At 66.3% G+C, this 23,761-nt stretch carries 21 protein-coding genes; 7 read left to right on the forward strand and 14 right to left on the reverse strand.

Features of this window, described 5'->3' with window-relative positions:
* Positions 1–15: 15 nt before the first annotated feature.
* Positions 16–1,464 carry an MFS transporter gene (locus R9J51_RS00180; protein ID WP_246866137.1) on the reverse strand — a complete coding sequence of 483 codons (1,449 nt, stop codon included), beginning with the start codon at positions 1,462–1,464 and terminating at the stop codon, positions 16–18.
* A 189-nt stretch (positions 1,465–1,653) separates the two neighbouring features.
* On the opposite strand from R9J51_RS00180, the gene R9J51_RS00185 reads away from it, so the two are divergent.
* Together R9J51_RS00185 and R9J51_RS00190 are read left to right on the forward strand one after the other, a co-directional pair.
* A complete protein-coding gene (locus R9J51_RS00185; RefSeq protein ID WP_168556505.1) occupies positions 1,654–2,601 on the forward strand; it encodes an SDR family NAD(P)-dependent oxidoreductase in 948 nt (315 codons plus the stop codon).
* Between the two features lie 20 nt (positions 2,602–2,621).
* The gene (locus R9J51_RS00190; protein WP_169476561.1) at positions 2,622–3,542 is read left to right on the forward strand and encodes an SDR family NAD(P)-dependent oxidoreductase; all 921 of its coding nucleotides are present in this window, start codon (positions 2,622–2,624) and stop codon (positions 3,540–3,542) included.
* A gap of 33 nt (positions 3,543–3,575) precedes the next feature.
* Here R9J51_RS00190 and R9J51_RS00195 read toward each other — a convergent pair whose 3' ends face one another.
* The 3 genes from R9J51_RS00195 to R9J51_RS00205 are packed head-to-tail and all read right to left on the reverse strand — an operon-like array spanning position 3,576 to position 7,211.
* The gene (locus tag R9J51_RS00195) at positions 3,576–4,883 is read right to left on the reverse strand and encodes a dihydrolipoamide acetyltransferase family protein (RefSeq protein ID WP_179505522.1); all 1,308 of its coding nucleotides are present in this window, start codon (positions 4,881–4,883) and stop codon (positions 3,576–3,578) included.
* A 4-nt stretch (positions 4,884–4,887) separates the two neighbouring features.
* Positions 4,888–5,919, reverse strand: a complete 1,032-nt coding sequence (locus R9J51_RS00200) for an alpha-ketoacid dehydrogenase subunit beta (RefSeq protein ID WP_432787729.1) — start codon at positions 5,917–5,919, stop codon at positions 4,888–4,890.
* Complete coding sequence (locus R9J51_RS00205) at positions 5,916–7,211, reverse strand: thiamine pyrophosphate-dependent enzyme (protein WP_179505523.1); 1,296 nt, start codon at positions 7,209–7,211, stop codon at positions 5,916–5,918. The genes R9J51_RS00200 and R9J51_RS00205 overlap by 4 nt, the downstream gene beginning before the upstream one ends.
* A gap of 141 nt (positions 7,212–7,352) precedes the next feature.
* Here R9J51_RS00205 and R9J51_RS00210 point away from each other — a divergent pair, with 141 nt between their 5' ends.
* Together R9J51_RS00210 and R9J51_RS00215 are read left to right on the forward strand one after the other, a co-directional pair.
* A complete protein-coding gene (locus R9J51_RS00210; protein ID WP_168556501.1) occupies positions 7,353–7,856 on the forward strand; it encodes an Lrp/AsnC family transcriptional regulator in 504 nt (167 codons plus the stop codon).
* Positions 7,853–8,461: a nucleotidyltransferase family protein gene (locus tag R9J51_RS00215; protein ID WP_179505524.1), complete on the forward strand. Its 609-nt coding sequence runs from the start codon at positions 7,853–7,855 to the stop codon at positions 8,459–8,461. The genes R9J51_RS00210 and R9J51_RS00215 overlap by 4 nt, the downstream gene beginning before the upstream one ends.
* 53 nt (positions 8,462–8,514) lie before the next feature.
* Here R9J51_RS00215 and R9J51_RS00220 read toward each other — a convergent pair whose 3' ends face one another.
* The 4 genes from R9J51_RS00220 to gabT all read right to left on the reverse strand — a co-directional run bounded on the left by R9J51_RS00220 (position 8,515) and on the right by gabT (position 13,420).
* A complete protein-coding gene (locus tag R9J51_RS00220) occupies positions 8,515–9,381 on the reverse strand; it encodes an XdhC family protein (RefSeq protein WP_179505525.1) in 867 nt (288 codons plus the stop codon).
* 22 nt (positions 9,382–9,403) lie between these two features.
* A complete protein-coding gene (ald, locus tag R9J51_RS00225) occupies positions 9,404–10,519 on the reverse strand; it encodes an alanine dehydrogenase (RefSeq protein ID WP_179505526.1) in 1,116 nt (371 codons plus the stop codon).
* A gap of 136 nt (positions 10,520–10,655) precedes the next feature.
* Positions 10,656–12,137, reverse strand: coding sequence for an NAD-dependent succinate-semialdehyde dehydrogenase (locus tag R9J51_RS00230; RefSeq protein WP_179505527.1), 1,482 nt, complete (start codon positions 12,135–12,137; stop codon positions 10,656–10,658).
* Positions 12,134–13,420, reverse strand: coding sequence for a 4-aminobutyrate--2-oxoglutarate transaminase (gabT, locus tag R9J51_RS00235; protein ID WP_179505528.1), 1,287 nt, complete (start codon positions 13,418–13,420; stop codon positions 12,134–12,136). The genes R9J51_RS00230 and gabT overlap by 4 nt, the downstream gene beginning before the upstream one ends.
* A 107-nt stretch (positions 13,421–13,527) precedes the next feature.
* Here gabT and R9J51_RS00240 point away from each other — a divergent pair, with 107 nt between their 5' ends.
* Positions 13,528–14,463, forward strand: a complete 936-nt coding sequence (locus tag R9J51_RS00240; RefSeq protein ID WP_179505529.1) for a LysR substrate-binding domain-containing protein — start codon at positions 13,528–13,530, stop codon at positions 14,461–14,463.
* 104 nt (positions 14,464–14,567) lie between these two features.
* Here R9J51_RS00240 and R9J51_RS00245 read toward each other — a convergent pair whose 3' ends face one another.
* The 3 genes from R9J51_RS00245 to R9J51_RS00255 all read right to left on the reverse strand — a co-directional run bounded on the left by R9J51_RS00245 (position 14,568) and on the right by R9J51_RS00255 (position 17,930).
* Positions 14,568–15,500: a LysR family transcriptional regulator gene (locus R9J51_RS00245; protein ID WP_179505530.1), complete on the reverse strand. Its 933-nt coding sequence runs from the start codon at positions 15,498–15,500 to the stop codon at positions 14,568–14,570.
* 4 nt (positions 15,501–15,504) lie between these two features.
* Positions 15,505–16,857, reverse strand: coding sequence for an aspartate aminotransferase family protein (locus tag R9J51_RS00250; protein WP_432787734.1), 1,353 nt, complete (start codon positions 16,855–16,857; stop codon positions 15,505–15,507).
* Positions 16,858–16,988: 131 nt separating this feature from the next.
* Entirely contained in the window at positions 16,989–17,930 is a 942-nt protein-coding gene (locus R9J51_RS00255) for a LysR substrate-binding domain-containing protein (RefSeq protein WP_248290579.1), read from the reverse strand.
* 178 nt (positions 17,931–18,108) lie between these two features.
* Here R9J51_RS00255 and R9J51_RS00260 point away from each other — a divergent pair, with 178 nt between their 5' ends.
* Complete coding sequence (locus tag R9J51_RS00260; protein ID WP_218843516.1) at positions 18,109–18,573, forward strand: cupin domain-containing protein; 465 nt, start codon at positions 18,109–18,111, stop codon at positions 18,571–18,573.
* A gap of 48 nt (positions 18,574–18,621) precedes the next feature.
* Here the strand turns inward: R9J51_RS00260 and R9J51_RS00265 are convergent, their stop codons facing one another.
* Positions 18,622–19,701 carry an ABC transporter substrate-binding protein gene (locus tag R9J51_RS00265; protein ID WP_432787737.1) on the reverse strand — a complete coding sequence of 360 codons (1,080 nt, stop codon included), beginning with the start codon at positions 19,699–19,701 and terminating at the stop codon, positions 18,622–18,624.
* 89 nt (positions 19,702–19,790) lie between these two features.
* Here R9J51_RS00265 and R9J51_RS00270 point away from each other — a divergent pair, with 89 nt between their 5' ends.
* Complete coding sequence (locus R9J51_RS00270) at positions 19,791–21,725, forward strand: NAD(P)-binding protein (RefSeq protein ID WP_179505532.1); 1,935 nt, start codon at positions 19,791–19,793, stop codon at positions 21,723–21,725.
* A gap of 125 nt (positions 21,726–21,850) precedes the next feature.
* On the opposite strand, the gene R9J51_RS00275 is transcribed toward R9J51_RS00270, so the two are convergent.
* Complete coding sequence (locus R9J51_RS00275; protein ID WP_168556489.1) at positions 21,851–22,567, reverse strand: site-2 protease family protein; 717 nt, start codon at positions 22,565–22,567, stop codon at positions 21,851–21,853.
* Entirely contained in the window at positions 22,564–23,757 is a 1,194-nt protein-coding gene (locus R9J51_RS00280) for a DUF2167 domain-containing protein (protein WP_179562310.1), read from the reverse strand. The genes R9J51_RS00275 and R9J51_RS00280 overlap by 4 nt, the downstream gene beginning before the upstream one ends.
* Between the last annotated feature and the right edge of the window lie 4 nt (positions 23,758–23,761).

The following is a 23,761-nucleotide window of genomic DNA, read 5'->3' on the forward strand; positions in this document are numbered from 1 at the left end:
ATCGGGACCGGGCTGTCAACGCCCTTGCGCCTCCAGGCGGGCCACTTCCTCCCGATAGGGGCGGATGGCCAGGATCATCGAGATCGTCGCAATCGGCAGCAGGGCGGCGGCGGTGATCACCAGCGCCTTCCACAACTGTGCTTCCACGCCCACGATGCGCTGCGCCACAACGCCCACCACAAAGCTGCCCATCGCACCGAAAAAGGTGAACATGAACAGATAGATCGCTGTTACCTGCCCGCGCATTTCATTGGGCGCGATGCGCTGGATCGCGGCGTTCTGCGGCACGGCCCCAGCCAGGCCGAACATGCCGCTCAGCGCCATGACCGCCAGGCTCGTCTCGCCCGTGGGCATCAGGGGTGAGACGATCGCGCAGACCGTGACCAGGCCGAACAGTATCGCTGCACAGCGCACGTTGGCATCCTTGTGGCGCTTGGCCATCCATTCCACGAACACACCGCCCAGGAACACGCCCAGCAACGAGCTGACCAGCAGCATCGGGGCCATGACCATGCCGATCCGCCCTTCGTCCCAGCCATACGTGCGGATCATGAACGGCACCCGCCAGAACGCCAGGCCGAACGTCTCGACCGCCGCCAGCGCCAGCCCCAGGAACAGCGGATAATAGACCCGCCCGCGCGCATGGATCGCACGCATGGCATCAAGCCCGGTGAACGCCAGGATGCGCCGCCCCAGACCGGGGCGTTCCAGGTCTGCCCCGCGGCTCGCGGCCGGCGCCAGGCCCCGCCGCGCCGGCTCGCGAATCGCCAGCAGCAGCAGCGCCGCCACCAGCCCGAGCGCGGCCTGCCCCAGCAGGATCAGCTGCCAGGAATGCACGTGCAGGCCCAGCACCACCGGATCGGACACGCCCGCCAGCCACACGATCAGCTTGCCGCCCAGCGCCACGCCCACCGTGGTCCCGCCGATGAAGCCCAGTTGCAGCACGGCAAAGGCGCGCGTGATCTTTCGTGGTGGGAAGAAATCGGCCAGCAGCGAATAGGATGCCGGCGCATGCGCCGATCCGCCCGCGCCCAGGAACATGCGCGTGCCCACGAACTGGCCAAAGCCCTGGGCCAGCCCGCCCAGCGCCATGATCGTGCCGGTGGCCAGCATGCCCCCTGCCAGCACCAGCCGCCGGGGATAGACATCGGCCAGTCGCGCCAGCGGAATGCCCACCACCACGAAAAAGATCACGCTGGCCGGCCCACCCAGAAAGCCAAGCTGTTCGTCGCTCAGCCCGAAGTCCAGCTTGATGCGCTGGGCCAGCATGCCGAACACCGTCTGGTCGAAGAAATTGAGGAACGTGGCCAGCACGATGGCAAAGAGCGCGAACCACGCCGCCCCTGCCGAAGGCCAGCTTCGTGCGTCGGTTCCGCCGCCCGGCGCGCCTTGCGCCGCATCGGCTTCTGCCTGAATCGCCGCCACCCCGTCATCAGGTAGCGTCGGCGCCATTGCACCTGCCATCGCTTGTCTCCTCTCCCGGCCGGCCCCTGTTTGACACAGAGCTTGAATCGGGGCCTTTTGATCCGGTGCATTGTTAGTCTTGCATACAATTCCCAGGTAGTGAATAGGTAAGGCGAAAAACAGATTCCGCGCCGCAGCCGGCGCTGGTCATCATAACAAACGTTACATCGAAACAATCGGAGAGGAAGCATGCAGAATCTTGCGGGCAAGACGGCACTCGTCACCGGGGGGGCCAGCGGCATCGGCCTGGGCATTGCCAAGGCGCTGCTTGGCGCGGGCATGAACGTGGCCATCGCCGACATTCGCGACGATCACCTGGCCGAGGGCGGCGCCGAACTGGCGCAAGGGACCGATGGCGCCACCGATCGCATCCTGGCGCTCAAGCTCGATGTCACCAACCGCGCGAATTATGCCGAGGTGGCCGACGCGATCGAGGCGCGCTTTGGCAAGATCCACCTGCTGGTCAACAATGCCGGCGTGGCCGTGGTCGGCCCCACCGACCTTGCCACCTTTGCCGATTGGGACTGGGTCATGGGGGTGAACCTGGGCGGCACGATCAACGGCATCGTCACCGTGCTGCCGCGCATCCTCGCCCATGGCGAAGGCGGCCATATCGTCAACACCGCGTCGATGTCCGCGCTGGTGCCCGCAGCCGCCACCACGATCTATTCCTCGGGCAAGGCCGCCGTCACCTCGATGATGGAATGCATGCGCCCCGAACTCGAACCGCGTGGCGTGATCTGCTCGGCCTTTTGCCCCGGCGCCGTGCAGTCCAACATTGCCGAAGCGGGCAAGACGCGCCCCGCAGACCTGGCCGAAACCGGCTATGCCGAAGCCGACAAGCGGCGCCAGGCCGGGGGCAATTTCTCGCACCTCTACCAGACCAAGGAAGAAGTCGGCCAGCGCGTGCTCGAAGGCATCCTGAACGACGAACTCTACATCCTCACCCATTCCGAATTCCTGGTGGGCGTGCGCGAGCGCGGTGAAGCGACCACGGCCGCGGTGCAAACCCACCTGCCGGAAAACCCGGAATACAAGCAGACCTTTGCCATGCTGTTCCGCAACCCGGCGATCACCGCCGAAATCGAACGGCAAAACGCGCTCAAGGCCGCGCGCACCGAAAAGACGCCGGCCTGACCGGAAGGAGAGGAAAGACCATGAAGGATTTTGCCGGCCGCACGGCCTTTGTCACCGGCGGCGCCAATGGCGTCGGCATCGGCCTCGTCCGCCAGTTGCTCAACGAAGGCTGCAAGGTGGCGATTGCCGACATTCGCCAGGATTCGATCGACAAGGCCCTGGCCAGCCTCGACAATCGCGAAGTCATGGGCGTGCAGCTCGACGTATCGAGCCGCGAGGCGTTCCGCGATGCGGCCGACCGGGTGGAGGCCGAATTCGGCCCGGTCTCGCTCCTCTTCAACAACGCCGGGGTGAACCTTTTCCAGCCGATCGAGGAATCGAGCTATGACGACTGGGACTGGCTGCTCGGCGTCAATCTCCACGGCGTGATCAACGGCGTGATGACGTTTGTTCCGCGCATGGTGGAACGGGTGAAGGCCGGCACGCAAAAGGGCGGGCACATCACCAACACCGCCTCGATGGCCGCGTTCCTCGCCGCCGGCACGCCGGGCATCTACAACACCACCAAGTTCGCCGTGCGCGGTCTTTCGGAATCGCTGCACTATTCCCTGCTGCAATATGGCATCGGAGTGTCGGTGCTGTGCCCCGGCCTGGTCAAAAGCTATATCTATGCCAGCGACGCGATCCGCCCCGATGGGCTGAAAGCCGGGGCCAAGCCGGTGAACCAGGAAGCGGTGGAGCGCCTGGCCGGAGTGCACGAATTCGGCATGGAGCCGGACGTGATCGCGCAGCGCACGCTCGACGCCATGCGCGAAAACCGCCTGCACATCTTCTCGCACCCCGATCACAAGGAAGAGATGCGCGAGATCTTCGACGAAATCATCGATGAATACCGCGACTATCCCAAGGACAACGGCCACGACCAGCGCGTCGCCTTCGAGGGCTTTCGTCGCGACATGTTTGCCAAGGCGCGCGCCGCCTCCCGCGCGTCGGATTTTTGAATGGGTGGGGGGAGCGCAACCGCGCTCCCGCCATCACGCCAGGATCAAAGCGGGCGTTTCAATAAGTTTTTTCACGGCCTGAACGAAGCTGGCGGCATCCCAGCCATCGACCACGCGGTGGTCGCAGCTGATCGAAATGTTCATCAGCTTGCGCTTGGCTAGGCGCTCGCCGCCCAGGCCATCGGGCACGAACATCGGCCGCTCGACGATGCGATTGGGGCCGATGATCGCCACTTCGGGCCGGTTGATCACCGGCGTCGTCGCGACGCCACCCAACGGCCCCAGCGAAGTGATCGTGAACGTCGAGCCGGAAAGCTCGTCCGCCTTGGCCGTGCCATTGCGCGCGGCTTCGGCCAGCCGCGCGATTTCCTGCGCCAGCGCCCAGGGGTTCTTGTCTTGCGCGTTGCGGATCACCGGGACCATCAGGCCAGCCGGGGTCTGCGTCGCCATGCCCAGATGCACCGCGCCGTGGCGCGTCACCACGCCCGCTTCATCGTCATAGCGGGCATTGAGCATGGGAAACTGCGGCAACGTGCGGCAGATCGCCACGATCAGCAGCGGCAGCATGGTCAGGCGCGGACGATCGAGCCCCCCGGCATTGAGCTGCGCGCGCAGTTCCTCCAGCGCCGTCACATCGCATTCTTCCACATAGGAAAAGTGCGGGATCGCGCGCTTCGATGCCGCCATGTTTTCGGCAATGCGGCGGCGCAGGCCGATCACTTTCACCTGCTCGTCCGCGCGCGCCACGCCCGCCGGGGCATAGCTGCGGTTATAGGCCAGGAACTGGTCCAGATCGCCATGGCGCACGCGCCCATCCTGCGAGGGGCGCACTTGCGCCAGATCGATCCCCAGTTCCTGCGCGCGCTGGCGCACGGCCGGGCTGGCCAGGACGCGCATGCTTTCCCGCCCTTCGAGAAGCTCAGGGCGAACGAGTTTTGAGGTTTCTTGCCTGGTTTCCGTTCGGGCTGCGCTTGTCGAAGCCCCCTGCGCAACCTCAACCTCCGGCCCAGGCCCTTCGACAGGCTCAGGGCGAACGGAACTTGGGGCAATTTCCGCAGGTTCCGTTCGGGCTGAGCCCGTCGAAGCCCCCGCCCCAACATCGGCAACCTCGATTTCCACCAGCATCGAGCCGATCGGAATCCGCTCGCCCACTTCGCCCGCGATCGCCACCACGCGCCCCGCCACCGGGCTTTCCATCTCCACGGTGGCCTTGTCGGTCATCATGTCGGCCAGCGGGCTGTCCTCGCCCACCATGTCGCCTGGCTGCACATGCCAGGCCACGATCTCGGCCTCGGCAATGCCTTCGCCAATGTCGGGCAGGCGGAAGGTGTAAAGCGCCATGGGATCAATCCTTGCAAATGCGGTCAAGGGCTTCGCCGATGCGCACGGCACCGGGGAAATAGGCCCATTCCAGGCTGTGCGGATAGGGCGTGTCGAACCCGGTCACGCGCTCGATCGGCACTTCCAGTTCATAGAAGCAATGCTCCTGCACCAGGGCGGAAAGCTCTGCGCCAAAGCCCCCCGTGCGCGTCGCTTCGTGCACGATCATGCAGCGCCCGGTCTTGCGCACCGATTGCTTGATCGTCTCGATATCCAGCGGCACCAAGGTGCGCAGGTCGATGACTTCGGCGTCCACGCCCTTGTCCACGCACACCGCGTGGGCCACGTGCACCATCGTGCCATAGGCCAGCACCGTCACGCCCTCGCCCTCGCGCACCACGCGGGCCTTGCCCAGCGGCACGGTGTAGTGGCCTTCGGGCACTTCGCTGTCGGGGTGCTTGCTCCACGGCTCCACCGGCCGGTCATAGGCGCCGGTAAACGGCCCGTTGTAGATGCGCTTGGGCTCGAAAAAGATCACCGGGTCGTTGTCTTCGATCGCCGCGATCAACAGCCCCTTCGCATCATAGGGGTTCGAAGGAATCACCGTTTTAAGGCCCGCCACATGGGTAAACAGCGCTTCCGGGCTCTGGCTGTGGGTCTGCCCGCCAAAGATGCCGCCGCCAAAGGGCGAACGCACGGTCAGCGGTGCAATGAACTCCCCCGCCGAGCGATAGCGCAGCCGCGCCGCTTCCGACACGAGCTGATCAAGGCCGGGATAGATATAGTCGGCAAACTGGATTTCGGGCACCGGGCGCAGGCCATAGGCGCCCATGCCCACCGCCACGCCGATGATCCCGCATTCGCTGATCGGGGTATCGAACACCCGGGTCTTGCCATATTTCTTCTGCAGGCCGGCGGTAGCGCGGAACACCCCGCCGAAATAACCCACGTCCTCGCCCATGATCACCACGGACGGATCACGCGCCATCATCACGTCGAGCGCGTCGTTGATCGCCTCGATCATCGTCATGCGGCGGCACGTCACAGGCTCGCTCATGGCATATCGTCTCCGTCCTCGGGCCGCCAATCGGGCCACTTGATCCGCCGCTCGCGCATCGCCTGCTCGCTCTGCTCCTGAAGGTGCCACGGCAGCGTCTCGAACACGTCCTCGAACATGGTGTGGAACGGATGGTGCAGGCCGTGGCCCAGCACGCCATTGGCCTCCGCCGCGCGGGTGGCGGTCTTCACCTGCTCGGCCAGGTCCAGGTCCATCGCCGCCTGGCGCTCCTCGTCCCATTCGCCCAGGGCAATCAGGTGGTCTTTCAGCCGCGCAATCGGGTCGCCTAGCGGCCACGAACTGCGCTCCTGCGCGCTGCGATATTGCGAGGGATCGTCGGAGGTCGAATGCCCCTCGGCGCGATAGGTAAAATGCTCGATCAGCGTGGGGCCGGCATTGCTGCGCGCGCGGTTGGCGGCCCAGCGCGTGGCGGCATAGACCGCCAGGGGATCGTTGCCGTCCACGCGCAACCCGGCAATGCCATGGCCGATGGCGCGCGCGGCAAAGGTCTGCCGCTCGCCCCCGGCAAAGCCCGAAAAGCTAGAAATGGCCCACTGGTTGTTGACCACATTGAGCACGACCGGCGCGTTATAGACCGTGGCAAAGGTCATCGCCGAATGGAAATCGCCCTCGGCGGTCGATCCTTCGCCCACCCAGGCGGCAGCAATGCGCGTGTCTGCTGAAATCGCGCTGGCCATGGCCCAGCCCACCGCCTGCGGCAATTGCGTGGCGAGGTTGCCCGAAATGGTGAAAAAGCCATAGTCGCGCGCCGAATACATGATCGGCAACTGCCGGCCTTTCAGCTTGTCCGCCTTGTTGGAATAGATCTGGTTGATCATCTCTGTCAGCGGATAGCCGCGCGTGATCAGGATGCCCTGCTGGCGATAGCTGGGAAAGACCATGTCATCGGCGGCCAGAGCCATCGCCGGCGCCACCGAGGTGGCTTCCTCGCCCGTGCACTTCATATAGAAGCTGGTCTTGCCCTGGCGCTGGCCGCGAAACATGCGCTCGTCAAACGCGCGGGTCAGCGCCATGTTGCGCAGCATGGCGCGCAGCGTTTCCGCGTCCAGCCGGGGATTCCACGGTCCTTGTGCATGGCCTTCTTCGTCCAGCACGCGGATCAGGTCGGTGCACAACGGCCAGGTTTCCGACGCGGCGCAGACCTCGTCGGGACGCGGCTGGGCGCCCGCCTTGGGCAGGAACAACCCGCGCCAGTCGGGCGCCGCGCCGGGGCGGGCCTTGGGCTCGGGCACATGCAGCGCCAGGGGCTGCTGGTTGGCGATTTCTGCCACGGGCTTTCTCTCCCAAGCCTTGAACGGTCATGACAGGATAACGCAAAAGGGTTGGAAAGGGTTGCCAAATGCCGCACCGGTAAAATCCCGTGCCAGTATTTTGCACTACCATCACGCCATATCATGGTGCATTCACGCTGCATGGCCGAAACCACCGCTCCGCCCGAACTCGATTCCTGGGATATTCGCATCCTGCAATGCCTCACCCGCGATGGCCGGATGAGTTGGCGCGACCTGGCCGAGGAAATCGGCCTCTCGCTCACCCCCACGATCCGCCGCGTGCGCCAGTTGGAGGCGGCCGGCCTGATCACCGGCTACTTCGCCCGGCTCGACGAGCGCGCCCTGGCCGGCAAGATGAGCGTGTTCGTCTCGGTCACGCTTGAACGGCAACAGCGCGAGGCACTGGACCGCTTTGAGGCGCAAGTTGCCGAACTGCCCGAAATCATGAGCGGATTCCTGATGTCGGGCGGGTCGGACTTCCTGCTGCGCTGCGTCGTGCGCGATCTCGATCACTATCGCGAACTGCTCGAACGGCTCACGCAAATCGAGGGCGTCGCCCATGTGCAAAGCAGCTTTGCCCTGAAAACCTTCATCAACCGCCCGGCCCCGCTGATCAGCGAAAGCCGCATCCGGCGCGCGCGATGACCGAGCGCCGCATCGCCCTGGTCCTGCTCGCGGCGGGCCGCGCCAGCCGCTTTGGCGGTGGCAAGCTCTCGGCCCTGCTGGCGGGCAAGCCGGTGATCGAACATGTCGCCGCCGCCACGGCCGCATTGCCTCTGGCGCAACGCATCCTGGTGGCCGCACCCGGCGTGCCAGACTTGCCCGGCTTCACCCGCATAGCGCTCGATCCGCCCGATGCTCCGCAATCGCGCTCGCTTGCGCTGGGCCTTGCCGCCGTGCAAGGGGCAGACGCGGTGCTGATCGCCCTGGCCGACATGCCGCTGGTTCCGGCGCAGCATTTCGCCGCGATGCTCGACCGGTTCGATGGGGACCGGCTGACCAGCATTTGCAACGGCCAGCCCATGCCCCCCGCCCTGCTCGGCGCGCAGCATTTTCCCGCGCTCATGGCGCTGACCGGCGATCGCGGCGCAGGTGCGCTTTTGCGTGATGCGCCCAAGCTGGCGCTCACGGCCGAACAAGCACTGGATGTCGACACGCCCGAAGACCTGGCGCGTGCGGAAGCGCTGCTACCCCCTGCGTCAGCCCTGCGGGCTGCCACCTCCCCCGAGGGCGGAGGATCGAACGGATAGACCCTCCCCCCTCGGGGGAGGTGGCGGTCGCAGGCCGTCGGAGGGGGCGGCCCTCACGCCAGCGGATGCAGCCCCTCATAAGCGCCCAGAATCTCCGCCAGCGCGGACAACGCCAAGACGCCCGGCTCGCGCGTGCGCGGGATCAGGCCGATGGGGCTGGTCACGCGCGAAAGCTGGGTTTCGTTCACGCCGTCGCGCGCCAGGTCTTCCAGCCGCGCCATGCGCGCGCGCAGGCCGCCTTGTGCGCCGATGTAGAAGGCCGGGGTATCGAGCGCCCAGCGCAGGATCGTGCGCTCCCATTCGTGATCGTGGAACAGCAGCAGCACCGCCGTCCAGGCATCGGCCCGCGCCCCTTGCGGCACGCCGCCCAGGCGCAGGGCGCCAGCGTCTTCCTTGGCATAGACCTGCGTGGCGATGCCCATGGTCTGGGCGAGTGCTGCCGTCGCGGCCAGTTCGGCCCCTTCGCCCAGCAGCACCAGCGACAGCGGCGGAATATAGGGCCGCGCGCGCAGCAGGTGTGCGGGCGCGTCATCGGGCACCGGCAGCGGCAGGTTGGCCGGCTGGCGATCATCCAGCGCCGCCACGGCTTGCGCCAACGCGGCGCGATCGGGCGCGGGATCGAGCAGGATGTCCAGCCCACCACCGCACGGCAGGCGGAAATCGATGATCGGCGATCCGCGGCCATAGCGCTGCAGCATGGGCACGGCGCCCGGCGCCAGCCCCGCCAGATCGCCCGCCAGTTGCCGTTCCAGGCAGACATCGGCAAGCGAGCCGGCGATGGCTTGCGCCACGCCGGCCCGGCTGGCCGCCATCTGCGCGCCGACGCGGCGCGAGAAGCTTCCGTCGATCCCCACCACCGTGCACAGCCCCGTGCCCTCGTCCAGCGCGGCCCGCAGCGCGGCATGGTCGGTGTGGATCATCGCATCTCCAAAGGGCTTGGCGTCAGCCGATCAGGTCGGCGGCCGGGATATAGGTATAGCCCAGGTCCTTTGCCACCGCTTCATACGTGACCTTGCCGAACGCCACGTTGAGGCCGTTGGCAAGGTGCACGTTGCGCGCCAGCGCGGCCTTCCAGCCCAGGTTGGCAATCGCCAGGGCATGGGGCAGCGTCACATTGTTGAGCGCATAAGTGCTGGTGCGCGCCACGCCGCCCGGCATGTTGGCCACGCAATAGTGCACCACGCCGTCCACCACGTAAGTCGGTTCGGCATGGGTGGTGGCGTGGCTGGTTTCAAAGCAGCCGCCCTGGTCAATGGCCACGTCCACCAGCACCGCGCCGGGCTTCATGGTGGCAAGCATCTCGCGCGTCACCAGCTTGGGCGCGGCGGCACCGGGCACCAGCACCGCGCCGATCACCAGGTCGGCCTCGGCCACGGCAGCGGCGATATTGGCCTTGCCGGCATAGAGCGTCTTGGCGCGGCTTTCGAAATGGTTGGACAGGCGCTCCAGCACTTCGGGGCTGCGGTCGATGATCGTCACGTCGGCGCCAAGGCCGGCGGCCATCTGCGCGGCGTTGAAGCCCACCACGCCGCCGCCGATCACCGCCACTTTGGCCGGCAGCACGCCCGGCACGCCGCCCAGCAGCACGCCGCGCCCGCCATGGGCCTTTTCCAGCGCGGTTGCGCCGGCCTGGATCGCCATGCGCCCGGCCACCTGGCTCATCGGCTTGAGCAGCGGCAGGCCGCCAGTGGCATCGGTCACGGTTTCATAAGCGATGCACACCGCACCCGACTTGACGAGGTCGGCAGTCTGCTCTGGATCGGGTGCCAGGTGCAGGTAGGTGTAAAGGATCTGCCCTTCGCGCAGCATGGCGCGTTCCACCGCCTGCGGTTCCTTGACCTTGACCACCATCTCGGCGCGGGCAAAGACTTCGGCTGCCGTCGCCACGATCTGCGCGCCGGCGGCCAGATAGGCTTCGTCGGCAGCGCCGATGCCGGCCCCGGCGCCAGTTTCGACCAGCACGGTGTGCCCATGCGCCACGAGTTCGTGCGCGCTCTCGGGGGTCAGCCCGACGCGATATTCGTGGTTCTTGATTTCCTTGACGGTGCCGACAAGCATGGCCTGAACTCCCAAAGTGATCCATTGCGATCTCAGCGGGATGATATGGGAAATTCGCTGATGATTTTTCCCTATTTTTGGCGCCACAGCGCCGAATGGCGGGATTTTTTACCAGCCATCCGGCGCCGCGCGCGATTTATGCGGCTGGCACTGCGATACAGGCCAGCTTCACGTCAAGATAGTCTTCCACGCCCAGATACGAACCTTCGCGGCCCAGGCCCGATTCCTTCACCCCGCCAAACGGGGCCACTTCGGTGGAAATCAGGCCGGTGTTGATGCCCACCATGCCATATTCCAGCGCCTCGGTCAGGCGCCACTGCCGCGCGGCATCGTTGGTATAGGCATAGGCCGCCAGGCCCGAGCGCGTGTCGTTGGCCAGGGCCACGGCTTCCGCCTCGCTGGAAAAGCGCACCAGCCCTGCCAGGGGCCCGAAGGTTTCCTCGCGGTTGAGCAGCGCATCGGCCCGCACGTTTGCAATCACCGTGGGTTCGAAGAAGCGCGCGCCGATCGCCTGGGCCTGATGCCCGCCGGTCAGCACTTTGCCACCCTTGGCCACGGCATCGGCCACATGGGCCGTCACTTTGGCCACCGCGCGATCGTCGATCAGCGGCCCCTGGTCGGTCGGCCCGTCCAGCCCAGGGCCCACGCGGAACGCGGCCACGCGCGCGGCGAGCTTTTCCGCAAAGGCATCGTGCACCGTTGCATGGACCAGCAGGCGATTGGCGCAGACGCACGTCTGCCCGGTGTTGCGGAACTTGGAAGCCAGCGCCCCTTCCACCGCCGCATCGAGATCGGCATCCTCGAACACGATGAACGGCGCGTTGCCGCCCAGTTCCAGGCTGACCTTCTTCACCGTGCCGGCGCACTGCGCGGCCAGCAGCTTGCCCACCGCGGTCGAACCGGTGAAGGTGAACTTGGCCACGCGCGGATCGCCGGTCAGCACTTCGCCGATCGGCTTGGCCTGGCCGGTTACCACGCTAAGCAGCCCCTTGGGCAGCCCAGCTTCCTCGGCCAGAACGGCAAGCGCCAGCGCGGAAAAGGGGGTCAATTCCGAAGGCTTGATCACGATGGGACAGCCCACCGCCAGGGCCGGGCCGGCCTTGCGCGTGATCATCGCCAGCGGGAAATTCCAAGGCGTGATCGCGCCCACCACGCCCACCGGCTGGCGGGTGACGACCAGCCGCCGGTCCGCCTGGTGCGGGGCGATCACGTCGCCACGAATGCGCCGCGCCTCTTCGCCAAACCATTCCAGGAACGATGCGGCATAGCCCACTTCGCCCTTGGCCTCGGCCAGCGGCTTGCCCTGTTCGGCGGTCATGATCGTGGCCAGATCGTCGGCATGTTCCAGCATCAGCGCGGCCCAGCGCTTGAGCACGGCGCCGCGCTCCTTGGCCGTCCTGGCCTTCCACGGGCCGAACGCGGCCTGGGCAGCAGCCACGGCTTCTTCCGCCTCGGCCGCACCCAGATCGGGCACATGGCCGATCACCGCGCCGGTGGCGGGATTGTCCACCGCGATGGTCTTGGCGCCCTTGCGCCATTCGCCCGCCACGAAAGCGGCCTCGCGCCACAAGTCGGCGCGGCGCAGCGCGGGGCGGGTCACTTCCAGAATATCGTTCATGCCATCACCTTGCCGGCCACCGTTGCCAGGGCCTGTTCCACCAGATCGAAGCCTTCGTCGATCAATTCATCCGATGCCGTCAACGGCACAAGCACGCGAATGGTTTCGCCTTTGGTGCCGCATGACAGCAGGATCAGCCCCAGATCGAGCGCCGCAGCGGTCACCGCCTTGGCGACGGCGCCATCGGTTTCCCCAGCGGCATTGGTCACGTCGAACCCGAACATCGCGCCCAGCCCGCGAATATTGGCCACGGGCAGACCGGCGGCGGCAAAGCCCTCCACCCGCGCGCGCATCCGCGCACCGATGGCGGTGGCGGTGGCGCAGAGGCCCTCTTCGGCAATCACCTCCAGCACGGCGAGCGCCGCCGCGCAGCCGATGGGCGAACCGCCATACGTGCCGCCCAGGCCACCGGGATCGAGCGCGTCCATGATCGGCGCGCGGCCGATCAGCCCGGCCAGCGGAAAGCCCCCGGCGAGCGACTTGGCCACGCAGACCAGGTCCGGCTCCACGCCCGAATGCTCGATGCCGAACAGCGTGCCGGTGCGGGCAAAGCCGGCCTGCACTTCATCGGCAATCAGCAGGATGCCGTGCTGGTCGGCCAGCGCCCGCAGCGCTTCAAGGAATTCGGTCGGCGCCACATGGAACCCGCCCTCGCCCTGCACCGGCTCGACGATGAAGGCCGCCACGCGCTCGGGCTCCACATCGGCGGCGAACAGGTACTGGATCGCTTCCAGCGTGCGTTCCACCGTGTTGCCATTCAGGCCCGTGGGGAACGGCGCGTGGAACACTTCGCCCGGCATCGGCCCGAAGCGGCGCTTGTAGGGGGTGGTCTTGCCGGTCATCGCGCTGGCCAGCAGGGTGCGGCCGTGGAACCCGCCGGTAAACGCGATCACGGCGGAACGACCGGTGGCGGCACGCGCAACCTTCACCGCGTTTTCCGTGGCCTCGGCCCCCGTCGTCAGCAGCAGAGTCTTGGCCGGGCCGGAAAATGGGGCGGCTTCGTTCAATTTTTCCGCGAGCGCGATATAGCTTTCATACGGGCTGACCTGGAACGCGGTGTGGGTGAAGCGGTCCAGTTGCGCCTGCACCGCCGCGATCACCTTGGGATGGCGGTGCCCGGTGTTGAGCACCGCGATGCCCCCGGCAAAGTCGATGTAGCGGCGCCCTTCCACGTCCCACAGTTCGGCATTGTCGGCGCGATCGGCAAAGACGGCGGTGGAAGAGGCCACGCCGCGCGGCACGGCCTGTTCGCGGCGGGCATGAAGGGAAGCGTTGTCGGCCATGGCGGGCACTCCGGGCAAGGAAAACAGATCATGCCTTGTCGCACCAACGGCTTGTGCGCAAAAGCCCACTAATGCTACCCATGTGGTGACCAAGAGTTACCACAACCATGCCAGACCGCCCCCACTTGCCCCCCTTTGCCGCCTTGCGCGCGTTCGAGGCGTTCGGCCGCCACGGCGGGGTGCGCCGCACGGCTACCGCGCTGGGGGTAAGCCACGCCATCGTCAGCCGCCACTTGCGTGCCCTGGAAGACTGGTTGGGCGTGATGCTGGTGGATCGCCAGCACGGCGGATTGACCCCGGCAGGAGAAAGCTATCACGCGCTGATCGGCCCCGCGTTCGATCAATTGTGCACCGCCACCAGCCAGGCGCGGGGGCAGCATGGCGGGCGGCTCGACGTGTGGTCGGTGGCCGGCCTCGCCTACTTGTGGCTCACGCCCAAGCTGCCCGGTTTCGGCCGCCGCCACCCCGGCATGGCGCTGGACTTGCGGCCCAGCGACAGCCCGCCCGATCTGTCCCGGCGCGAGGCGCATGGCGATATTCGCTGGTATCTCGACGATGCGCCGGGCTTGGCCACGCCGCGCAGCCTGATGCGCCAGGCCGTGGTGCGCCCCCGCCTGTTTCCCGTGGCCCGCGCCGATGCACCCTGGCTGAAAGACGCAGCCGTATCCACGCCGCAAGACCTGCTCGCCCTGCCCCTGCTGCACGAGGATTCCGACGCCGAATGGCGCGCCTGGTTTGCCGCGCAGGGCCTGGGGCACGCGCAGCCGCCGGTCTCGGCCCGGCTGTGGCAGGCCCACATGACCCTGGCCGCCGCCGCCGATGGCCAGGGCGTGGCGATCACCAACGGCTTCCTGGCAGCCGAACACCTGCAAAGCGGCCGCCTGGTGGAACTGGGCGCGGGCAATCCCACCTTCGCCGCTTGCGCGCCGGGCGCCTATTACTTCACCGCCCGCGCCGACATGTGGGACGCCCAACCCATCGCCCGCTTCCGCATGTGGCTGACCGAAGCGGTGGCGGCCTCACCGCCCGACTGGCTGGCATAGCGCGCTTGGGCAGATGGAGATGTGCGAGGGGTGCCCATATAAAAAAGCGGGACCCCGGATCAAGTCCGGGGTGACGGTAAGTAATTAGACTATTTGTTATTTCGTCACCCCGGGCTTGACCCGGGGTCCCACGCAACGGTTCGCTCTATGATCGCTTCCGCGCGCAGCCAGTCGGCCAGGGCATGGACATGCACATCGCCCCGCCCCTTGGCTCGCACCACCATGGTCAGTTGCGCCGCCCCCGGCCACACGCGGTCACTCACGGGCACCAGTTCGCCCCGCGCCACCCAGGGCGCGGCATAGGCCTGCGCGGCCAGGGCCAGGCCCAATCCGTCGGCTGCGGCGCCGAGCAGGCCGGGCACAGCGGTAAACGTCGGCCCGGCGATCAAGGCATCGCCGCCAGGCATCGCCAGCCCGAAATGCGCAAACCAGCCCGCCCAATCCACCGGGCCTTCATCGTGCAGCAGCGGCACCGGAGGCCCGCCATCGAGGAATGCCGCGCCCGCCTGCGCCAGCACCGGCGCGGCATAGACGGCGTGGTCCAGGCGCAGCAGCACTTCCTCGGGCAAGCCGGTGTCCCCGCCATCGGGCGCGTCGGTCAGGAAGATGTCCAGCTCGGCCGTGTCGAAATCCACGGCCAGGCCCCGGCTGTCGAGCCACAGGTCCATGCCCGGCAGATCGGCCATCAACCGCCCCAGCCGGGGCTGCAACCAGCAGCCGGCAAAGCCCGCATCGGCATAGACGATCACCGAATTGGCCTTGCGATAGGGCGCCAGCCGGCTCACCCCGCCGCGCAGCACCTTGAGCATGTCGCGCACCGTGCGGTGGAAATCGCGGCCCGCGTCGGTCAGCACCACCTGACGATAGACCCGGCGGAACAAGGCATGGCCCAGCGCCTCTTCCAGGTTGCGCACCTGGTGGCTGATCGCCGATTGGGTCAGCCCCAGTTCCTGCGCGGCGGCGGCAAAGCTGCCGAGCCGCGCGGCCGCCTCGAACCCTTCCAGGGCCTTGAGCGGGGGAAGGCGGTCGCGTGCCACGGGTTCAGGCCAGGTCGGTCAGGATCTCGCGCAGCATGGCAAAGATCGTGTCGATCTGCGGGGCCGTGATCATCAGCGGCGGCGAGAGCGCAATGATGTCTCCCGTCACGCGGATCAGCAGGCCGGCATCGAACGCGCGGTGGAAGGCTTCCATCGCCCGTGCGCCCGGCGCCCCCGCGCGCGGGGCCAGCTCGATCCCGGCCACCAGGCCCAGATTGCGAATGTCGATCACGTGGGGGCAATCCGCCAGGCTGTGCGCCGCCGCTTCCCACTGCGCAGAGAGCGCCGCAGCGTTCTCGAACAGCCCTTCCTGCCGATAGAGCTGCAAGGTGGCCAGGCCCGCCGCCGCCGCCACGGGATGGCCGGAATAAGTATAGCCGTGGTAGAACTCGATGCCTTCCGGGCTGCCGTTCACCACGGTGTCGTGCACTTCGCGGCTGGCGATCACGGCGCCCATCGGCACGGTGCCGTTGGTCAGCCCCTTGGCCGTGGTGATGATATCGGGCGTCACGCCGAAATATTCGGCCGCCGTGGCCGCGCCCAGGCGGCCAAAGCCGGTGATCACTTCATCGAAGATCAGCAGGATGCCATGCTTGCGCGTGATCTCGCGCAGCGCCTGGAGATAGCCCTGCGGCGGCACCAGCACCCCGGTGGAGCCGGCCACCGGCTCCACGATCACGGCGGCAATCGTTTCGGGGCCGTGCAGCGCCACCAGTTCTTCCAGTTCCTCCGCCAAGCCGCCATTGCCCGGCTGCATCCCGCGACAGAACCGCACCGCCTGGCCATGGGTGTGGCTCAAGTGATCCACCCCCCACACCTGGCTGACGAAACGGCGCCGGTTGCCGCCAATGCCGCCCACCGAAAGCCCGCCGAAATTGGTGCCGTGATAGCCGCGCTGCCGCCCGATCAGGCGGAACCGCGTGTGATCACCGCGCGCGTGATGATAGGCCAGCGCCATTTTCAGCGCGGTATCGGCGCTTTCCGAACCGGAATTGGTGAAGAACACCCGGTCCATTCCCGCCGGCATGATCCGCGCCACTTCGCTGGCCAGGCGAAACGGCAGCGGGTGCCCCAGCTGGAAGGTCGGCGCGAAATCGAGCGTGGCGGCCGCTTCGGCAATCGCCGCCGTGATCGCGGCGCGGCCATGCCCGGCGTTCACGCACCACAGGCCGGCTGTGGCGTCCAACACCTGGCGCCCATCGGCCGTGGTATAGTGCATGTCTTTGGACGCCACGAACAGGCGCGGGTTCTGCTTGAAGAACCGGTTGTTGGTGAACGGCATCCAGAAGTGGTCAAGGTCCACGCCGTCCATGCTGGCCGGATCGAGCGAGGCAAAAGGCTGGGTCTGGCTGGCCATGAAACGCTCCTGCATGGTCGGCTGCCTGGGGCAATGCCGTGAATTGTTTTCAAGTCATGCTTTGATAAAGCGCGGCCTGCGGCGGGAGGGGGAAAAGCGGCCTGGCATGGTGCAGACCATGCACCACAGCCTTATTCCACCCGTTCGCGCAGGAACCGGCGCAGTTGCGCGATCGCCGGATTGTTGGCCCGATCGGCACGCGTCACCATGCAATAAGACCCGATCGCCACCGCCGTGGCACCGGGCACCGCCAATTCCACCAAGGCCCCGCTGGCGAGGTCTTCGGCCACCAGGTAGCGGTTGGCCAGCGCCAGCCCACGCCCGGCGCGTGCCGCCGCCAGCGCAAGATGGGCATGCCACAAGAGCGCACCGGGCAAGGCCTGCTGCCCCACATCCAAGCCATTGCCGCGCAGCCAGAATCGCCACTGCTCGTGGTGCTCTTCATGCAGCAGCGGCGCCGCCAACAGGTCTGCCACCCCGGAAATGCCGGAAAGGCTGGCGGCCAGTGCCGGGCTGGCCACCACCAGCAGCGGCGGCCGCGCCAGCACCAGCGTGTGCAACCCCGGCCCGCCCGGCTGCGGCAGCCATTCGTCGCCGTAAAAGCGGATGTCCACGTCCGCTTCGAACTGGATCAGGTTGGCCGGGCGATCGGTGGGACGCAGTTCCACCTGGAAACCCGGCCCGTTCTGTTCGAACGCGGCGATCTGGGCGGAAAGCCATTGCGTGGCAAAACCGGGCACGCACCACAGGCGCAAGTCGTGGATCTGCCCCTGGGCCATGATCTCGCGCGTGGCGGAAACCACATCGAGCATCGCGGCCGAAACCCGCGCGTGATAGGCCTGCCCCGCCTCGGTCAGCGTCAGCCGCCCGCCCTGGCGATCCACCAGCATCACGCCCAGCCATTCCTCCAACGCCTTGAGGTGCCGGCTCACCACCGTATGGTCCAGCCGCAGCAGCGCCGCGGCACGCCGCACCCCGCCCACGCGGCCCACCACTTCGAACGCGCGCAGGGCGGCAAAGGGCGGAATGGCCTTGCCCGACAGGAAATCGCCCGAAGCAGTTTCGTTTGGCACGATGCCCCCATATGCCTGCATGTCGTCGGTTGTGCGATCGCATCATAGCACGAATGAAACGGTGCACCAGATGCACCGAACGTCGTCAGATCGCACCGGCTGCGGCCACCTGGGCAGTTGACGGCGGCGCCGGCACCCGCGATTGAGATCGCAGTATCTTGCCACAGGAGACCGTCCGATGCGCCCGATCCCCAAACTTGCCCTGGCGCTGTGCCTGGGCCTTGCCCTGCCCATCCCTGCCGCCCTGGCCGATACTGGCGCTGCCAGCATCGCCAAGCCGGCCAAGCTCGCCAGCAGCGCGGTGGCTGCGGCCCTCGCCGGCAGCGCCGCGCACCACAGCAGCGAAGGCGGCGTGGCCGTGTCAGACCTGCCGCAGCTGCATTCGGCCGACAAGAAGTTCATGAGTGGCGCCTATGCCGTGGCCGGCCCCAACCACGACAGCTTCACCGGCGAAGGCTATCCGGTGAACGAATTCATGGTGTTCCTCTCGGGCGGCGTCACGCTCACTTCGGCCGATGGCACCGTGCTGGAGGTGAAGGCCGGGGATTCGGTCTCCATCCCCAAGGGCTGGCTCGGCACCTGGGATTCCAAGGGATACCAGAAGTTCTACGTGGTTTATGACCCGGAAAAGCCGGTTGAATAAGATACTTAAAGCCCCCTCTTCTTCAGAGGAGGGGGCGCCCTGATCCAATCAAGCCGCGCGCACGCGGGTGATCACGTCCTGGAACGCGCGATAGGCATCCTCGCCCAGGTAGTTGGCGTATTGGCACTTGGCCAGCGCCGCTTCGGGCGGGAAGATCGCCGGATTGTCGCGATATTCGGCGTCCATCTGCGCCAGCGCGGCGCCATTGGGCGTGGGATAGCGGATGGTGCGCGAAATGTCGGCGCCCGCCTCCGCGCTCAGCAGGTAGTTGATGAACGCGTGCGCGGCATCGGGATTGGGCGCGCCGGTGGGAATGCACAGCTGGTCGGATTGCAGGATGCTGCCTTCCTTGGGCACCACGAAAGCGAGGTCCTTGTCCTCGCGCATCACCTGGGCAATGTCGCCGTTGTATTCGATCACGATGTCGCAATCGCCCGACAGCAGCAGGTCCTGCCCGTTGTCGTCATGGAACGTGGCGATGTTGCCCTTCTGGCGGATCAGCAGGTCCTGCACTTTGGCCAGGGCACCCTTGTCGAACGTGTTCATGTCGGCGCCCAGGTAGATCTCGGTCAGCCGGCACAGATCCGCCGCGTCGGACAGCACGGCGATGCGGCCCTTGTACTGCGGCGAATCCAGCACCCATTTCCAGCTGTCGGGCACGCCCTGGATCTTGGACTTGCGATAGCCGATGCCCAGCACCAGCCAGGTATAGGGCATGGCATACTTGCGGCCGGGATCGAACGGCGCATCCTGGAACCGCGGCAGGATGTTCTTCATGTTGGGAATCTTGGCGTGGTCGAGCGGCATGAGCATGTTGGCCTTGGCCATGCGCTGCACGAAATCGTTGGCCGGCACCACCACGTCATAGCCGGGATTGCCGCCGCGCAGCTTGGCAAACAGCTCGTCGTTGTTGGAATAGAGGCTCATGTTCACGCCGATGCCGCTGGCCTTTTCAAAGCCCGACAGCGTGTTCTTGCCGACGTAGGTATCCCAGTTGTAGAAATTGACCATCTGCGAAGGATGCTTCTTGCATCCCGCCAGCCCCGAAAAGGTGATGCCGACCGCAGCCGTGCCAAGGCCGGCCAAAAATCCGCGCCTTGAAGGGGTTGCTTGCATGGGTGCCCTCATGGTTGGCCCGGTTCGATATCGGGCATTGCTTTTGCGCACGATATGTGATCACAGGATGCAGGTAAAGCCTTTCATCATAGGTGATCAAAATGGCATCCGAAGGCAATCCCGGCGGAAGGCTGACGCGCCGCACATTCGTGAAAACCGGTTCGGCCACGGCCGCCACCGCCATGGCCGCCCCCGCCGTTGCCACCCTGCCCAAGGCCGAGGCCGCGCTCGCCGCCCCCTTGCCCGCGCATCCGGGGGAACCAGGCGGTTATTACCCGCCGCTGCGCACCGGCATGCGCGGATCGCACCCCGGCTCATTCGAAGTGGCGCACGCCCTGCGCGATGGCCAAGCGGTGGGCCAGGCATTGGCCGGCCCGGCGCACGAAAGCTATGACCTGGTGGTGGTGGGCGGTGGCATCAGCGGGCTTTCCGCTGCGCTGTTCTACCGTGATCGCAACCCGGCCGCCAAGATCCTGATCCTGGAAAACCACGACGATTTCGGCGGCCATGCCAAGCGCAACGAATTCAAAGTGCGCGGCCACACCCTGCTGATGAACGGCGGCACCGCCGGCATCGAAAGCCCCACGCCCTACAGCAAGGTGGCCGATGGCCTGCTCAAGCGCTTGGGGATCGACGTGCCCGCGCTGGCCAAGGCCTATGGCGGGGCAGAGGCCGACGAAGGCATGCTGGCCGGCGTGAAGCTGGGCCGCGCGGTGTTCTTCGACAAGGAAAGCTTTGGCGCCGATGCGCTGATCCCCCTGCCCGACGATGCCCCGCTGGGCGAAGCGCTGGCCAAGGCGCCGCTTTCCCCCGCCGCCCGCGCGCAGATCGCCGCGCTGGAATCGGGCGAGACCGATCCGCTCGGCGCCATGCCGATGGCCGAGCGCAAGGATTACCTTTCCACCATCAGCTATCGCGATTACCTGATCAAGCACGGCGGCCTGTCCGAAGAAGCCATGCTGTTCTACCAGAACCGCCCGCTCGGCTGGTGGTGCGTGGGCGCCGATGGCATCTGCGCGCTCGATGCCTGGGGCACGGGATTCTTCCCCGGTTTCAAGGGCCTGAAGCTGGAACCGGGCGGCACCATGCGCATGGGCTATACCCCGCGCGGCTTTGCCAGCACCGGCGGCAGCTATGATTTCCACTTCCCCGATGGCAACGCCACGATCGCCCGCCGCCTGGTGGCCGACCTGATCCCCGGCTTCATGGCGCCGGGCCTCACCGTGGAACAATCCATCCTCGCCCCGGCCAACTATGCCGCGCTCGACCGCCCCGAAAACGCCGTGCGTCTGCGCCTTTCCAGCATGGCCGTCCACGCCGTGAACCGCGCCCAGGCCGGGGCCGACGTGGTCTATTCCCACGCCGGCAAAGTGCACAAGGTGGCCGCGCGCCACGTGGTCATGGCCTGCTACAACATGATCATCCCCTACCTCGTGCCCAGCATGCCGGCGGCGCAGAAGGAAGCGCTGCACGAACTGGTCAAGGAACCGCTCGTCTATGTCAGCGTCGCGCTCGACAACTGGCGCGCCTTTGCCAAGGCCGGGATCAGCGGCATCCAGTTTCCCCAGGCCTGGTTCCAAAGCGCCAATCTCGATCACGCCGTGGCCCTGGGCGGCTATGCCGGGCCGAAATCGCCCGACGATCCCATCCTGCTGCACCTGACCGGCATTCCCCACCAGCCCGGCCTGCCCGAACACGACCAGAGCCGCGCGGGCCGCATGGAACTGCTCGGCACCGATCTCGCCCTGTTCGAAACCCGCATCCGCGACCTGCTCACCCGCGCCATGGGCCCCTATGGCTTTGACGCGGACAAGGATATCGCGGCCATCACGGTGAACCGCTGGCCCCACGGCTATGCCCCCGAATTCAACGCCCTGTGGGACAAGCACCAGGACGACGACCCACAAGCCCCCCACAAAATCGCCCGCCAACGCTTCGGCGCGATCACCATCGCCAACTCCGACAGCGGCCGCGCCGCCTACACCGACAGCGCCATCGACCAAGCCTGGCGCGCGGTGGGCGAATTGCTGGGGTGAGGCGGGAGGCTGCCAAAAGCCCCCTCCTCTTCAGAGGAGGGGGTTGGGGGTGGTGCGAAGCCTGGCAAAAGGCTTGAAGAAAAAAAAGAAAACACAGGGGCATGTCGCCCCTGCACCCCGTTCGTTCAGGGCAAGCCGCCCAGCTCCTCATGCACCATGCTGGTCATTACCGCAACATAGGCCAGCAAGCCGAGATAGAGCGCCGCATATTCAAACTTCGTTTCGGCCGGAATGCCGTAATAGGCTTGGTTCTCCGGGTCTTCGGGATCGAAGTGCCAGGCCTTTTTGAGCGCAGGAACGGCCATGATCGCGATCATCACCAAGAGCGGGCTGGGATGATAGAACAGCATGCCCAGCATGATCGGCACCCCTACGAACCAGACCCTTGGCCCCAAAATCCCGGTAATGCGTCCGCCATCCAGTGGCGATAGCGGAATGAGATTGAAAAAGTTCAGGAAAAATCCCGAGTAGGCCACCGCCATCAAAACCGGGCTGCCGTTCTCGCGCGCCAGGAAATAGCAAACCGCCGCTCCGACAGTCCCCAGAAAAGGCCCCGCCAGCCCGACGAATGCCTCTACCTGGGCATTCATCGGCTGCTCTTTCAGTTCGATCCACGCGCCGACAAATGGGATGAACGTGGGGGCACCCACCGCCAAACCCTTGTAGCGCGCCGCCAGATAATGGCCCATTTCATGGACAAAGATGAGGCCGATGAAGCCCGCAGCATAGCGCCAGCCGAACGCCAGCGCATACAATCCCAGCGACACGATCATGGTGATCGCGGTGCCGCCCAGTTTGCCCAGCTTGAAGACGCCGAAAACAAGCGCCAGCAACTTGATCATGCCACAGGCCTTGCCTCTTCCGGCGACTTGGTCAGCACAACGGCCGGCTCAGGATCAGGCGCGACGGCACCTTCCGGTGCGGCAGGCTCGGAGGGATCCGGCTCTGTCGTCACATATTCGGCAAACGGGTCCTCGGCCTCCTTCCGGCCGAACAGGCGCGCGAGGCGGCGGCGCAATGCGGCCCACCCGCCCAACACGACAAAGATCACCAACTTCCAGATCTTGAGCAGGAAGACCCCGATGACCGCGAGCAGACCCATCTTCTTGATCGCGACGGCACCGATCAGGCCGGCCAGGCCAAAGGCGGCAACCTTGTCGGTCGACGAGTCAAAGTCCTCGTAGCGCTTTCCGGGGTTGAACGACAACCCGGCCAGATCGGCCTGAACCGCGCTCTTGTCCGCCGCCACAGCGGTCGAATCGGTCAGGAGATTGAGCGTAAAGAAGCCTTCCCGGCCAAGGGCATAGGTGTTGTAGTTGATCGTCTCTGGTCGCCCATCGGACGTGCCGCGATCATGCGCGGCAATGGACCAGACCAGTTGGTGACGAGCGCCATCGTAGACCGGCTGCTGCACCCACCCGGTGATGTCCAGAGCAGGCATGCCGCGCGCCTGCCGGCCCTTGTTGTCTTCCTCGGTGCCCGCCTTCAGGCTCTCCAGCAGGGCGTCCGGCTCCCATTCCTTGGCATCGCCGTCCTTGACATAGCCTTCCTTGGCCCAGACGATATCGATGATCCAGTTGTCCTTCCCATTGGCGGGAAGAATGAGGCCAAATCGCGAATCCAGCGTGCGATTGCCCAGCACAGCCATCAAGCGATTGGCCGTGGACGCCGGAACGAAAACCTGCCCTGCGGGGAGGTTGAGCGTACCCTGGTCGAGCAAGGCGATCTGGCGCGGCCCCACTTGCGCAACGCGGCCGATCTCCTGCCAAACGGCTTTCGCCTCCGCCTCGCGGTCTGCGGCGTCGAGCGCGGCAAACTTGTCTGCCGGCGGTGCCGGCTGCAATGGCGGCATTTGCGCATGGGCTGCCTGCGGCAAAATTGCCGGGGCCATCAAGGAAACGAGAATGGCCGCCGCAAAGCGCCGTCCATGGCGCTTTACGCCAAGATCAGTACAATGAATCATGATGCCCCCGTCCAAGGCGCGAGCACGCACCCCCAAGCGGTAGACATAATCAGAAACAAAAAAGAGCAAAAGC

The sequence above is a fragment of the Novosphingobium rhizosphaerae genome, assembly GCF_050920675.1.
Lineage (GTDB): Bacteria > Pseudomonadota > Alphaproteobacteria > Sphingomonadales > Sphingomonadaceae > Novosphingobium > Novosphingobium rhizosphaerae.